At 63.3% G+C, this 13,653-nt stretch carries 13 protein-coding genes; 8 read left to right on the top strand and 5 right to left on the bottom strand.

The window, feature by feature from the left end; all coding sequences use genetic code 11:
* The first annotated feature begins 171 nt into the window (after positions 1–171).
* Entirely contained in the window at positions 172–1,422 is a 1,251-nt protein-coding gene (locus tag SO156_RS02990) for a cyclopropane fatty acid synthase (protein ID WP_498533763.1), read from the top strand.
* A gap of 11 nt (positions 1,423–1,433) precedes the next feature.
* Here SO156_RS02990 and SO156_RS02995 read toward each other — a convergent pair whose 3' ends face one another.
* Entirely contained in the window at positions 1,434–1,634 is a 201-nt protein-coding gene (locus tag SO156_RS02995; RefSeq protein ID WP_458145127.1) for a transcriptional regulator, read from the bottom strand.
* A 544-nt stretch (positions 1,635–2,178) separates the two neighbouring features.
* Between SO156_RS02995 and SO156_RS03000 the strand changes: the two genes are divergently transcribed.
* Together SO156_RS03000 and alr are read left to right on the top strand one after the other, a co-directional pair.
* The gene (locus SO156_RS03000) at positions 2,179–3,690 is read left to right on the top strand and encodes a replicative DNA helicase (RefSeq protein WP_458145126.1); all 1,512 of its coding nucleotides are present in this window, start codon (positions 2,179–2,181) and stop codon (positions 3,688–3,690) included.
* Positions 3,691–3,730: 40 nt separating this feature from the next.
* Positions 3,731–5,014, top strand: coding sequence for an alanine racemase (gene alr / locus SO156_RS03005; RefSeq protein WP_498533764.1), 1,284 nt, complete (start codon positions 3,731–3,733; stop codon positions 5,012–5,014).
* A 180-nt stretch (positions 5,015–5,194) separates the two neighbouring features.
* Here alr and SO156_RS03010 read toward each other — a convergent pair whose 3' ends face one another.
* Positions 5,195–5,413 (bottom strand): cysteine rich repeat-containing protein, encoded by a 219-nt coding sequence (locus SO156_RS03010; RefSeq protein ID WP_458145124.1) that lies wholly within the window; start codon positions 5,411–5,413, stop codon positions 5,195–5,197.
* Positions 5,414–5,454: 41 nt separating this feature from the next.
* Here SO156_RS03010 and SO156_RS03015 point away from each other — a divergent pair, with 41 nt between their 5' ends.
* Together SO156_RS03015 and SO156_RS03020 are read left to right on the top strand one after the other, a co-directional pair.
* Positions 5,455–6,225: an exodeoxyribonuclease III gene (locus SO156_RS03015; RefSeq protein ID WP_498533765.1), complete on the top strand. Its 771-nt coding sequence runs from the start codon at positions 5,455–5,457 to the stop codon at positions 6,223–6,225.
* Positions 6,226–6,325: 100 nt separating this feature from the next.
* On the top strand, positions 6,326–7,546 hold the full coding sequence (locus SO156_RS03020; RefSeq protein WP_498533766.1) for a lanthionine synthetase C family protein: 1,221 nt from the start codon (positions 6,326–6,328) through the stop codon (positions 7,544–7,546).
* A gap of 125 nt (positions 7,547–7,671) precedes the next feature.
* On the opposite strand, the gene SO156_RS03025 is transcribed toward SO156_RS03020, so the two are convergent.
* The gene (locus SO156_RS03025; protein ID WP_458145121.1) at positions 7,672–8,235 is read right to left on the bottom strand and encodes a cysteine dioxygenase family protein; all 564 of its coding nucleotides are present in this window, start codon (positions 8,233–8,235) and stop codon (positions 7,672–7,674) included.
* Positions 8,236–8,489: 254 nt separating this feature from the next.
* Positions 8,490–10,055 carry a winged helix-turn-helix domain-containing tetratricopeptide repeat protein gene (locus tag SO156_RS03030; RefSeq protein ID WP_498533767.1) on the bottom strand — a complete coding sequence of 522 codons (1,566 nt, stop codon included), beginning with the start codon at positions 10,053–10,055 and terminating at the stop codon, positions 8,490–8,492.
* A 150-nt stretch (positions 10,056–10,205) separates the two neighbouring features.
* Here SO156_RS03030 and SO156_RS03035 point away from each other — a divergent pair, with 150 nt between their 5' ends.
* Positions 10,206–10,448, top strand: coding sequence for a DUF1127 domain-containing protein (locus SO156_RS03035; protein ID WP_458145119.1), 243 nt, complete (start codon positions 10,206–10,208; stop codon positions 10,446–10,448).
* 312 nt (positions 10,449–10,760) lie between these two features.
* On the opposite strand, the gene SO156_RS03040 is transcribed toward SO156_RS03035, so the two are convergent.
* On the bottom strand, positions 10,761–11,129 hold the full coding sequence (locus SO156_RS03040; protein WP_498533768.1) for a GFA family protein: 369 nt from the start codon (positions 11,127–11,129) through the stop codon (positions 10,761–10,763).
* 282 nt (positions 11,130–11,411) lie between these two features.
* Here SO156_RS03040 and SO156_RS03045 point away from each other — a divergent pair, with 282 nt between their 5' ends.
* Positions 11,412–12,140: a sulfite exporter TauE/SafE family protein gene (locus tag SO156_RS03045; protein WP_498533769.1), complete on the top strand. Its 729-nt coding sequence runs from the start codon at positions 11,412–11,414 to the stop codon at positions 12,138–12,140.
* 19 nt (positions 12,141–12,159) lie between these two features.
* A complete protein-coding gene (gene radA, locus SO156_RS03050) occupies positions 12,160–13,605 on the top strand; it encodes a DNA repair protein RadA (RefSeq protein ID WP_458145116.1) in 1,446 nt (481 codons plus the stop codon).
* The last annotated feature ends 48 nt before the right edge of the window (positions 13,606–13,653 follow it).

Below are 13,653 nucleotides of genomic sequence, written 5' to 3' on the forward strand. Positions count from 1 at the left end.
AGGATGTGATCGCGCGTTTTGCGAATATCGGCTTTGAACACAACGCAGTAGCAGGTTCGGAACCGGCTGATTACATTCCAATGCAGATGCATAGGAACCAATGCAATTCCGATGCGTCGGTGTGACGGGGGCTAGTCGCATCTTTTCGGGTTCGCTCGACAGGGTGGTTCTATGGACCGTTTGTTGCGCAGCTTCCTGATGAAGTTCATCCGTCGCGGATCGATGACGGTGACGACCGCGAGCGGCGCAAAATTCACGTGTGGCGACGGCTCCGGCCAGCACGTGGCGGTCCGCTTCGCGACAACCGAGGCGCAGCGCAAGATCCTGCTCAACCCCGAGCTCGGGCTCGGCGAAGCGTATATGGACGGCGAGTTCGTCGTCGAGCAAGGCACGATCGCCGATGCCCTGGCGATCCTCCTGGATCAACCCGAAATATTGCCGCAATGGGCCAAACCCCAGTGGCACTTGCGCTACCTGACGCGGCATTTGAGGCAGTTCAACCTGCGTACCCGCGCCAAGACGAATGTTGCCCATCACTACGATCTGGACGGCCGGCTCTATTCGCTCTTCCTTGATGCCGACAAGCAATATAGCTGCGCCTATTTCGAGACCCCGGACACTTCGCTCGACGATGCCCAGCTCGCCAAGAAGCGGCATGTCGCAGCGAAGCTCGTCATCAAACGCGGCCAGCGCGTGCTCGATATCGGTTCCGGCTGGGGCGGGCTCGGCCTCTACCTCGCCGAGATCGCAGGCGCCGACGTCACGGGCATCACGCTCTCGACCGAGCAGTTGCAGGTTGCGAATGCCCGCGCGGCCGAGAAGAGCCTGACCCGGTCGGCCCAGTTCCTGCTCCAGGACTATCGCGACATCGACGGTCCATTCGACCGCATCGTCTCGGTCGGCATGTTCGAGCATGTCGGCATCAACTTCTATGAGATCTTTTTCCAGCGCTGCGCCGAGCTCCTCGCCGAGAACGGCGTCATGCTGCTGCATTCGATCGGCCGGTCGCAGGGGCCGGACTCCACCAATCCCTGGATCGCCAAATACATCTTCCCCGGCGGCTATATCCCGGCGCTGTCCGAAGTACTTCCCGCCATCGAGCACGCTGGGCTCCTCGTCTGCGACATCGAAATCCTCCGCCTGCACTATGCCGAGACGTTGAAGGCCTGGCGTGAGCGGTTCATGGCGCGGCGCGAGGAAGCGGTGCAGCTCTATGACGAGCGCTTTGCTCTGATGTGGGAATTTTACCTGGCCGCCTGCGAGATGACGTTCCGCAAGCAGGGGATGATGAACTTCCAGATCCAGGTCACCAAACGCCAGGGCGTGGTCCCGGTGACCCGCGACTATATCGCGCATGAGGAGGCGCGGCTGCGCGGCCTGGAAAGCGGCAGCAGGCCGAGGCTGAAGCTGGCTGGCGAGTAGGAAAAATAAGGCTAGTGGCGCAGGCGCGAGGCCGGATAGCGCAGCGAGACCGGCAGCGCGAGCTGCGCTCGGAACTGCGCCAGCGTCTCGGCCGGCAGCTTGGATCGCTCAGGTTCCGGGCGGGACGCGTCCTCCATGGCAGCAATCAGCGCCGACAGCCAGATCCGGCTGCCCGCCTCGCTTTTCCGCCATGCCTGCAGCTCCTGCCGCATTGTCGCCTCGTCTCCTGACGGTCGTGGACCGGACCAATTCCTTGCCTGCCGGCTGGTTCCGGGCCTTACCCGAAAGATTCCGGGGGTCTGTGATCTGCTTCACAAAGTGGTGGTCGGAATTGTCCTAGACCGTCACCCATGAGCAAGAAGATCCAAACCTCCTTCGACGTGCAGGACGATCTCCGCACCGACTATGCCTTGATCGCCACGGGCGTTGCCGCCGCCCTGGTTGCGCTGGTCTACCTGCTGATCGTCTGACCAGTCGGCCGGCAAGCGCGCCACGCGCCTGCAAAATAGGTCTGCGCGCCGACACATAAGGTTCACATCATCCGGATTTTTCCGTGACCCGGCCTGAGCCAGATCAAGGCGCCCGGGGCGAAATCCGCAAAGCATCAGTCAAGCATCGCCCATGCTGCGACTGCTAATCATCCACCATTTTAAAGACCGGTTGATAGCAACCAGCTTTCGCTTCCGCTTTGGGAGCCGCGGGCGCCTTAATCGCCGCCCCGCATCCCGCCGGAAAAGTTGCTAAGCACATCCGACCATGGCCCTGACTGATTCGACCGTCCTGAAACTCGCGCCCGACGCCGGAACCCCCGCCTACCGGAGCGCACCGCACAATATCGAGGCGGAACAGAGCCTTCTGGGCGCCATTTTGGTCAACAACGACGCCTTCTACCGCGTTTCCGACTTCCTCGAGCCAAAGCACTTCTTCGAACCACTGCACCAGACCATCTTCGAGACCGCCGGCAGCCTGATCCGGATGGGCAAGATCGCCACGCCGGTGACGCTGAAGACGTTCCTGCCCGCCGATACCGACATCGGCGGCATGACCATCGGGCAATATCTGGCGCGGCTTGCGGCGGAAGCGACAACCATCATCAATGCCCAAGACTATGGTCGCACCGTCTACGACCTGTCGTTGCGGCGCGACCTGATCGGCATCGGCGAGGACATGGTCAATGTGGCCTATGACGCGCCGGTCGACTTCGCGCCGCGAGCGCAAATTGAGGACGCCGAGCGACGCCTCTACGAGCTCGCCGAATCCGGCCGCTATGACGGCGGCTTCCAGAAGTTCTCGCAGGCGTTGGCAGTCGCGGTCGACCTCGCGGCAAAGGCGTTCCAGCGCGACGGAAAGCTGTCCGGCATCTCGACGGGCATGCGGGACCTCGACACCAAGATGGGCGGCCTCCAGCACTCCGACCTCATCATCGTGGCTGGACGCCCGGGCATGGGCAAGACATCGCTGGCGACCAACATCGCCTACAATGTCGCCAAGGCCTATGTCGGCGAGCTTCAGGCCGACGGGACCCTGAAGGCCGCCAATGGCGGCGTGATCGGTTTCTTCTCCTGCGAAATGTCGGCCGACCAGCTCGCCACGCGTATCGTGGCCGAGCGCACCGGCGTTCCCTCCTCCCACATCCGCCGCGGCGGCATCTCGGAAGCCGATTTCGACAAGATCCGGGAGGTCTCGATCGAGCTCCAGTCGCTGCCGTTCTACGTCGACGCGACCGGCGGCCTGTCGATCGCGCAGCTGATGGCACGCGCGCGTCGGCTGAAGCGCCAGAAGGGCCTCGATCTCCTCGTGATCGACTACATCCAGCTGCTGTCAGGCTCGGGCAAGCGCGCCAGCGACAGCCGCGTGCAGGAAATCACGGAGATCACGACCAGCCTGAAGGCGCTCGCCAAGGAACTCAACGTTCCCGTCATCGCGTTGTCCCAGCTCTCGCGCCAGGTCGAATCTCGCGACGACAAGCGGCCGCAGCTGTCCGACTTGCGTGAATCCGGGTCAATCGAGCAGGACGCCGACGTCGTGCTGTTTGTGTACCGCGAGGAATATTACCTCGCCATGAAGGAGCCGCGCCCGGGCACGCCTGAACACGAGAAGTGGCAGCTTGACATGAGTATTGCGCACGGAAAGGCCGAAGTCATCATCGGCAAGCAGCGCCACGGCCCTACAGGCACCGTCGATCTGGCGTTTGAAGCCTCGGTCACGCGGTTCGGCGACCTTGCGCCCGACAGCCAGCTGCCGGCTCGCAGCAACAACGACTATTGAGTTCCTTGAACCAGACCGGCCTCTTGCGTAAAACGGCGCCATGACAGCGGCGTCCGCTCCGAATCTCATCCCGCAAACCGGCTTCCTCTCCGAGGAGGCCAACCAGGCCGCGCCGCTCGCCGCCCATGGCGGCGTGCTCACCGTCGACCTCGACGCGATCGTCGCCAACTGGCGCAAGCTCGAGAAGACCGCGGTGCCCGCCGAATGCGCCGCCGTGATCAAGGCCGACGCCTATGGCTGCGGTACCGAGCCGGTGGCGCGCGCGCTGTACGGAGCTGGCTGCAAGACCTTCTTCGTCGCGACGATCGAGGAAGCACGCATCGCCCGCGCGGCGGTGCCGACCGCGACGATCTATGTGCTCGGCGGCTTTTTCCAGAACACCGGCGAGCACTACGCCAAGATCGATTGCCGCCCCGTGATCGGCGATCTCAACGAGCTCGCTGAATGGGATGTGTTCTGCCGACGCACGGGCTGGACCAGGGGCGCGGCCATTCACGTCGACACCGGCATGAACCGGCTCGGGCTGACACTCCAGGAGGCGCAGGCCATCATTCCGCGCATCAATGCCGGCGATCACGGCATCACGCTGGTGATGAGCCATCTGGTCTCCGCCGAGCAGCTCAACAGCCCGGTCAACGCCAAGCAGCTCGCCACCTTCCGCTCCATCGCGAGCGAGTTCGCCGGCGTTCCCGCCACACTCGCCAATTCCTCCGGCATTTTCCTGGGCGCTCCCTTCCAGTTCGACGTGGTGCGGCCGGGCGCGGCGCTCTACGGCGTCAACCCGACGCCGGAGGCCGACAATCCGATGCAGCCCGTGGTCGATCTCAAGGCGCGCATCGTGCAGATCCGCAACATCGAACGCGGCGAGACGGTCGGCTATGGCGGCACCTGGAGCGCGCGGCGCCCCACGAAGCTCGCGATCATCGCGGTCGGCTATGCCGACGGCTACTTCCGAGCCGCCAGCTCCAATGACGGCACCCGCGGCGCCGAGGTGATCGTGGCCGGCAAACGCTGTCCGGTCGCGGGGCGCGTCTCCATGGATCTGATCGCGATCGACATCACCGATCTGCCGCCGAATGCGGTGCGGCGCGGCCACATGGTAACGCTGCTAGGCGAAGGCATCACCGTCGACGAGCTCGCGCATCATTTCGGCACCATCGGCTACGAGGTGCTGACGAGCCTCGGCCACCGTTATGCCCGGGTCTACAACGGCGGCAATGTGGTGGAGCCGCTGGCGAAGCCGGAGCCCGTACAGGCAGCCGAGCAGCCGCCCTCCCCGCCGCCGATCGAGCAGCCTGCGAGCCCGCCGCCGCTGCCGACCTAACCGACATTCTCTCGTGCCCCGGACGCAGCGCAGCGCTACTTCAGCGGTGCGCTGCAGAGCCGGGGCCCATCTTTCCGCATTGTAACCGTGCCGCCTTCTGGGTCCCGGCTCTGCGTCGCACCGCACTGGACGATGCTTCGCATCGCCAGGAGCGCTGCGCCGCGTCCGGGACACGAGTCTCTACTTCTTCCTGCTGTCGAGCGCCGTCTTGCAGGCCGCGCTGAGCTGATCGCGCTTGGCGTTGAGGCAGGCGATGATCTTGCCGCCGCCAGGAGCGATGCCGGCGCAGAATTTGTCATAATCCGCCTTGCACGCGCCGCGCGGATCGGACGATTGTGCCGAGGCCGCTCCGGAGAACGCGACGGCGACGACGATGGCGGCAAACTTCAACTTGGACATTGTATCTCCGGTGACAGAAGGCAGGAGCCGGTTAGCTCTACATGAAGATTGCGACATTCAACATCAACAACATCAATCGCCGCCTGCCCAATCTGCTGGCATGGATCCATGCAGCGAAGCCCGATGTCGTCGCGCTTCAGGAATTGAAGGCTAGTGATGGCGAATTTCCGGCGGCGGCCATCAAAAAGGCCGGCTATGGTGCGGTCTGGCGCGGACAAAAGACCTGGAACGGCGTCGCCATTCTCGCGCGCAACGCCGAGCCGGTGTTGACCCGCGACCGCTTGCCCGGCGACGCTGACGACCTCGAGGCGCGCTACATCGAGGCCGCCGTGCGCGGCATCATCTTCACCAGCATCTATTTGCCGAACGGCAACCCGCAGCCTGGACCGAAATTCGATTACAAGCTCGACTGGTTCGCGCGCCTGAAGCGTCACGCAAAAAGCTTCCTCAAACAGGACCTGCCGGTCGTGCTCGCCGGCGATTACAACGTCGCCCCGACCGCGCTCGACATCTATCCGACGAAATCCTGGGACAAGGACGCCCTGATCCAGCCCAAGAGCCGCGCGGCGTTCGCTTCACTCGTCGCGCAAGGCTGGTGCGATTCGCTCCGCACGCTCCATCCCGAGAAGCGCATCTATACCTTCTGGGACTACAAGCGTAATCGCTGGCTGCGCGATGCGGGCCTCAGGCTCGATCATCTCCTGCTCAGCCCTGCCCTCACGTCGCGCCTGAGCAAAGCTGGCGTCGACAAGAATATCCGTGGCGAAGACGGTGCCAGCGACCACGCGCCGGCGTGGGTGGTGCTGCGTTAGGTGCGTGCTCGCAAATCCACTACCTTGGTTTGCCACGCGGCACGCTTTTGGATAGCTTCGTTCAATAGTGCGATCCTTACTTGCCTCATCTGACGTACAGATGGACGACGCTCAGGACCCCTACGCAATGATTACCCCCGGACGTCATCGTCCGCTTGCCCAGGACACCTGGAATGAATTGGTTGTTCGGGCCGCAATTGAAGAAATTGCAGCCGATGCGACCGCACATTTCCGTCCCGACATCTTCTGGCCGGCTCACCCGAGTGACGATGGGACGGGCGATGGCGACCCTAGCTTCTACAAGGGCGCTGCAGGGGTCATTTGGGCGCTAGATTACTTACACCGCATAGGTGCCACCCGCGTCGCCAAAGACTTTCGCTCTGTGCTGCCAAAGCTGATGGAGCGGACAATCATCGACCACGAAGCCAGTTCGCCGACCGATTATGAGAAGCATGGCTCGCTGCTTCGCGGCGACATGGGCGCGGCACTTCTTGCAATGCGCCTTGAGCCGACATCGAGCCTCGCCGACCTGGTTTATAGGCGCGCCGAAGCAAACAATGGACTGCCTATCCGAGAACTCATGTGGGGTATGCCGGGGTCGATGGTAGCGGCAGTCCATATGGGCGAGATGACAGGGGAAACGCGCTGGCGCGGCCTCTTCGAAGTGCAGGCAGCGCGGCTGTTAGCCGAACTGGAGGACACGCCACAAGGCCCACTTTGGACCCAGGATCTTTACGGTGCCAAAGATCGCTTTCTCGGGCCCGTTCACGGCTTCGCCGGCAACGTTATTCCATTATTGCTCGGATGGGATTGGTTGACGCCGCCACAGCAGGCGCACATAGCCGAATTTGTGCCGAAGTCGCTTGAAGCGAACGCGTGGCGGTACGATGTCGGAACGACATGGGGCCCGAGAAGCAAGCGCGAGAAGCGACTTTTCATATGTCAGCACTGTCACGGTGCGCCGGGAATGGTGACGACCTTTGCTGACGCGCCCTTCGCTACGCCAGAATTTGACACGCTTCTGTTGGATGGCGGGCGCTTTGCCTGGGCCGCCGGACCGCTAACGAAGGGCTCGAACCTTTGCCACGGCACGGGTGGAAATGGCTACGCATTCCTCAAACTCTACCGACGCACGAAGGACCCGATTTGGCTCGACCGCGCGCGCCAGTTCGCCATGACTGCCATCGTCCAGTATCGCGGCGCTCAGATGGTTGCCGGTCGTGGTCGATATTCGCTTTGGACCGGAGACATCGGCCTTGCAATCTACCTTTGGGATTGCATCACTGGGAATGCCCAGTTCCCTACCATCGATGTGTTCTGACTCCAGCGAGTTGGGACCAGCATGGGTCGTGCTGAGGTAGGCCCACGCGGGCGATTTCCGCTGACGGGCCAGATGCGGCAACTCGTCGATCTTGCTCTCGAAGCAGATGTCGGTGGTGCCTTTGATCAAATCCGTTGACTGGCCTCGTAACGTGCATTCGCCTGCTCAAACATGCGGCGCCTCTGCTCGCGGTCCAAGGGGTGCTCGTCGAGGGTCAGCGAGTCCCATTCACTGCGCTCGACTGCAAGGAAATCGCCGCCGTAGATGTGGATTGCACCGGTCAACCGATCGATCGGGTTGATGACCGAGTGGATGATGTCGGGACCGAGTGCCACGGCGTCTCTTTCGCAGAGGGCCTTCGCGCCCGCTGCCTCGACTTTGTGTGGCGTGCTTGGAATGCGTCGCCAGAAGATATTGTCTTCTCGGCCTGAGTAAACGCCGATCACGGCCCACATGCGGTGATCATGAGGCATCACCATCATACCCGGCGCCCATACTACGTTGAGGATTGTAAGTGAGCCCGAATGGAAGAGCGTGCGGCTTTCGGGGCGCTTCGGTTCACCAAGCCCTTTGAGGACTGCCGCCGGATCGGACACCGCGCGCGCAAGGACTTCACGAACTGCCTTGTGGGTTGGGTCCGTTGCGAAAGCTGCGCGGCAGTCGGCAATGAACTGCTCGGATTCAAACATATCAATCTCCTTTTAGAGACCAACGCATAATGACCGGTCAATCGGCCCGTCCGTTAGGGGCAGAAGGGCCACATTCCCCTAAGCTTCAGCTTTGTCTACTTAACGCCCGAAAGCTATCGTCTCGCTTTCACGTTTTCGCATATCGCCTCTCAGATGCAGCAACTCGTCGGTTTGGCTCGCTCGAACCAGATGTCGGTCGCGCCTCTGATCGTTTCCGACATGGGCCAGAAGCCGGCAATGCTGGAGCTGGGCCGTTACTCGGGCAGCCCTGCTTTTCGCAGGCCATCCGTCAACCTGGCGAGATCCTCGGCGCGGCGGAACGGCATTTGCTCCCTGAGATTGGAAAGACGGAGCATCGGATCGAGCTGACGCAGGCGGGCTAACGACATCTCAGGGCTCTCTGGCCGGCCGCCGAGCGCGGCGCTGGCGACAATCATCCTTGCGGCCGGAAGGTAGCCGGGATGCTCCCGCGAAGTCCGCTCTGCCCATGACAGTGCGTCGTCATTTCTGCCGCAGGCAAAATGCGCATAGGCGCCGACACACCACCATGCGAAGGCGAAGACATCGGAAGGGCTCAACAGCAGCGCACGTTCGACGTTGGCCAGCGCGAGCTCGGGCTCACCGCGCCATACATGAATCCAGCCATGCAGGCCCAAAGCGGCGGGGGAGTTCGGGTTGAGCGCCCGCGCACGGGCGACCGCATCCGTTGCAACGTCGAGATCGCCTTGCAGATACGCCAGGCCAAAACCGGCCGCGGTCAGGAATAGCGGATCATCCCTTCCGAGGTCGAGCGCTCGTCGGGCAAGTCTCGCGCCTTCAGCGGATTCGGCCGCGTGATCGGTGAACCAACCGAACGACTTCGCCCAAGTGTAGCACTGCGAGGCGAACGCATAGCCCGCGGCTGAGTCCGGGTCGATCTGTATTTCCCGCTGAAAGATTTGCAGCGCTTCCGCATTGGCCTCCCTGGTCAACCGTCTTTGCACCGCAAATCCGTGCATCAAACGCTCCCACGACGTAGCCGCAGGCTTCCGTGTCGCGCGCCGGGTCTCGACCCGCAGGACGACCGGCTCGATCGCACCGACCACGCTGGCCGTCACCTGGTCCTGCAGATCGAAAGCATGTTCCAGGCCGCCGTCGAAGTGATCGGCCCAGACGTGCGTGCCCGTCGCCGTATCGATGAGCTGACCCGTTATGCGAATGCGATCCCCCGTCTTGCGCACGCTACCTTCCAGGATAAAGCGGACGTCGAGTTCGCGACCGATCTGCCTCACATCGATGGCACGCCCCCGGTAGGCGAAGCTCGAATTGCGGGCGACTACCGACAGCCATTGGAAGCCGGCGAGCCCAGTGATGATCTCCTCGACGATCCCATCCGTGAAATGGTCCTGCTCGGTATCGTCGCTCATGTTCTCGAACGGCAGTACCGCGATCGAGGGCCTGTCAGGTGGGAGGGCAGCCTCCGCCGATCCCGTGGGGCGGACCGAGATCCCTGTCGCGCCCGAATGCAGACTCTCTTCGCGAACCGTCCCGATGAAACGAAAACCCTTTCGTGGCAACGTCTTGATGAGGCGCTGCTCCTCGCCGGTATCGCCGATCGCGCTTCTCGCAGCGTTGAGGCGGGTCGTCAGCGCCGCCTCGGATACGATACGTCCCTTCCAGATGGCGTTGACGAGATCGTCCTTGCTGACCACGCGCGCCCTGTTGCAGATCAAGTAATCGAGCAGATCGAATACCTGAGGCGCTGTCGGCACCACGTCATCTCCGCGCCGCAGCTCGCGCCGGTCGGTGTCGAACGCGTAGTGCTCGAACAAATAGCGCAAGGGATATTCCCTCGATTGCCCTTCGAGGTCGCCACGGCACGGTCTGACGCGAAAGAATAAGCCGCCGGTAAGGAAAATGTAAGCCGCCCGTCAAGCGTGCTCGGCCGCATCAGGGCATCCTGACCCAGCGAAACGCCGGGAGGTAGCCCGATGACAACGGCCCTTAACTCGTTGGAGTCACGGCGGACAGTCGTGACGGTGCGGTTCGGCTTCACGATCCTCGCGCATTGCCGCGAAGCGTTTCTCGAATGGCGCAAACGCGGGAAGTTGCGCGCCAGCTTGGACGGTCTGAGCGATCGAGAACTTTTCGATCTCGGTATCGGGCGCGGCGAGATCGACTACGTCTCCTCCAATCGCGCTTTCGACCCACGCGGCGCCGTCGTCTCGCCGTGAGCAAGACCGCGCAGCCGGTTCAAAAATGAACCGGCTGCATAAGGGACGTGTCATGCAGCCGAAAGAGGCTCACCCAAATCAATTCGAACAAGCCACGATGCGCGCATTTCGGGTTCAGCCTGATTGGTATGAGCAATACTGGCTCAGGCGGAACGTGGCCTCCGCTGAAAGACGATGGGGGCGTTCGAGTGTCCTTCTACGTTCGGTCCTGTATGCAGCAATCGTATCCATGCTCGTCTACTTTGGTCATTGAATCTGAACCGGATCCTCGGGCGATTTTGGGTGCGTTTTCGCGCCTCCGAGTACGCGCCCTCACCACAAATTCTTGCCGTCGATCACGTTCACCGGCACCGCATCGAGATCGTAATCGTCGAACAAACGCGCGTTGATCGCGACCTTGGGATTGTCGAAGTCGGGCTTGCCGGTCGACCAGTCCGGCGACTCCGAATAGGTGCCGCAGCCGCAACTCGCGCAATAATGATGTTTAACGGTGCGGCTGCCCCATTGATAGGTCGCGACGTTCTCCTGCGGAGAGAGCAAGCGAAACTGCGCCGGCTTGTAATAGGCCCATAGCGCCCCCCGCTTGGCGCAGAGCGAGCAAGTGCAGCGCGTCACGCTGGCCGGCGGCTCCGTAACCTCAAACACCGTCTCCCCGCAATGGCAGCTTCCCTCGACCGGCATGGCCCGCTCCTGGTTCCCAAAAATGTCAGGAGATGGTCGTAGCCGAGGCCTGCTGCCAACATGCTGTCAGCATGTGCTGCGGCGCACTGCCCGGTTTGGAGGCAGCGCCCGGCCGGGCAATGCCGGCCTGTGCCCGTGCCAGAGGGTTTCGCGGAGCGCGTCACACTGGCCCTCCGTCTACTTTGCATGGGGTTGTTTTAGAGATTTTTGTCACGCAGGCGAAGCGGTCCGACCTGCGGCAAGATTTGGCTACACTCGCCCCGATTCCCGGAGCCGTTGCAATTGGCCTTCCTGTTCGTCCTCATCGTCGGCCTGGTCGCCGGCACCATTTCCGGCATCGTCGGCACGGGGTCGTCGATCATGCTGATGCCGGTGCTGGTCTATGAATACGGGCCGAAGGAAGCGGTGCCGATCATGGCAGTCGCAGCCGTGATGGCGAACCTGTCGCGGATCCTCGCCTGGTGGCGCGAGGTCGACTGGAGGGCGTGTGCCGCCTATTCCATCACGGGCATTCCCGCCGCAGCGCTCGGCGCGCGGACGCTGCTGGCGCTGCCCTCGCACGCGGTCGATGTTGCGATCGGGATTTTCCTGATCGCGATGGTGCCGGTGCGGCACTGGCTCGCGCGGCACGATCTGAAGGCCAATCTCTGGCATCTGGCGATCGGCGGCGCGATCATCGGCTATCTCACCGGCATAGTGGTCTCGACCGGCCCGCTCAGCGTGCCGCTGTTCCTGTTCTATGGCCTCGCCAAGGGCGCCTTCCTCGCGACCGAGGCCGCCTCCTCGCTCGGCCTCTATCTGTCGAAGTCCGTGACCTTCGAACACTTCGGCGCGCTGACCGGCGACGTCGCAATCAAGGGCCTCATCGCAGGCTCCTCGCTGATGTTCGGCGCCTTCATCGCCAAGCGCTTCGTGCTGCACATGAAGCCGGATGTGTTCCGCCTGGTGATGGACGCCATCATGGTCGCGGCCGGCCTCTCCATGCTATGGAACGCCACCCAATCCCCCTGACACCGATTCACCAGTTCCCATGGCCAAATCCACGCTCTCCTTCGTCTGCCAGAACTGCGGCGCGGCCTATAACCGCTGGCAGGGCAAGTGCGAGGCCTGCGGCGAGTGGAATACGCTGGCCGAGGAGGACGCGACCGGCAACGTGCCGGTGTCGATCCGCTCCAAGCGCAAGGGACGCACCTTCGCGCTGGAGAGCCTGGCGGGAAAGAGCCCCGACGCCCCTCGCCTGTCCTCGGGGATGACCGAGCTCGACCGCGTCACCGGCGGCGGCTTCGTGCGCGGCTCGGTGCTGCTGGTCGGCGGCGATCCCGGCATCGGCAAGTCGACGCTGCTGACGCAGGCAACCAGCTTGCTGGCGCGCGCCGGCCACCGGATCGTCTACATCTCCGGCGAGGAGGCGATCGCGCAGGTGCGCTTGCGCGCCGAACGGCTCGGGCTGTCGGACGCGCCGGTGCAGCTCGCCGCGGAGACGTCGGTCGAGGACATCATCTCGACGCTGTCGGAAGGCTCGGTCCCCCGCCTGATCGTGATCGACTCGATCCAGACCATGTGGACCGACACGGTCGAGTCCGCGCCCGGCACGGTGACGCAGGTTCGCGCCTCCGCACAGGCCCTGATCCGCTTCGCCAAGAAGACGGGAGCCGCCATCATCCTGGTCGGCCACGTCACCAAGGACGGGCAGATCGCCGGCCCCCGCGTCGTCGAGCACATGGTCGATGCCGTGTTGTCCTTCGAGGGCGAAGGCTCGCAGCAATTCCGCATCTTGCGCGCCGTGAAGAATCGCTTCGGCCCCACCGACGAGATCGGTGTGTTCGAGATGACGGGTCTGGGTCTGCGCGAGGTCACCAACCCCTCCGAGCTGTTCCTGTCCGAGCGCGACCTCGGCACCCCCGGCACCGCCGTGTTTGCGGGTATCGAGGGCACCCGCCCCGTGCTGGTCGAATTGCAGGCGCTGGTGGCGCCCACCTCGCTCGGCACCCCGCGCCGCGCGGTGGTCGGCTGGGACCCGAGCCGGCTTTCCATGGTGCTGGCGGTGCTGGAGGCCCATTGCGGGGTCAAGCTGTCCGGCCACGACGTCTACCTGAACGTCGCAGGCGGCCTTCGCATCCATGAGCCGGCAGCCGATCTGGCGGCAGCGGCGGCCCTGGTCTCATCCCTGGTTAACGCACAGTTACCCACCGATGCCGTCTATTTCGGCGAGATTTCGCTCTCCGGCGTGGTGCGGCCCGTGGCCCAGACCCCCTCACGGCTGAAGGAGGCCGCGAAACTCGGCTTCAGCCGCGCCGTACTGCCCGAATCGGCCCGGGGCGAGGCCGGCGGTGACGCCGGGCTGTCGCTCAACGCCGTGAACAGCCTGACCACGCTCGTCGCCGAGATTGCCGCCCGCGGCTCTCGCCGGGGCGAATCCGCAAGTCAGCCCGAGAAAAATGCCACACCTGCCAGATTCCGCCGTGGAGAGGGCTAGGTGGAGGTGACGATCCCCGGCCCCGCCGCTATACAGCCGTCACAAAGC

This window comes from Bradyrhizobium sp. UFLA05-125 (assembly GCF_059803515.1).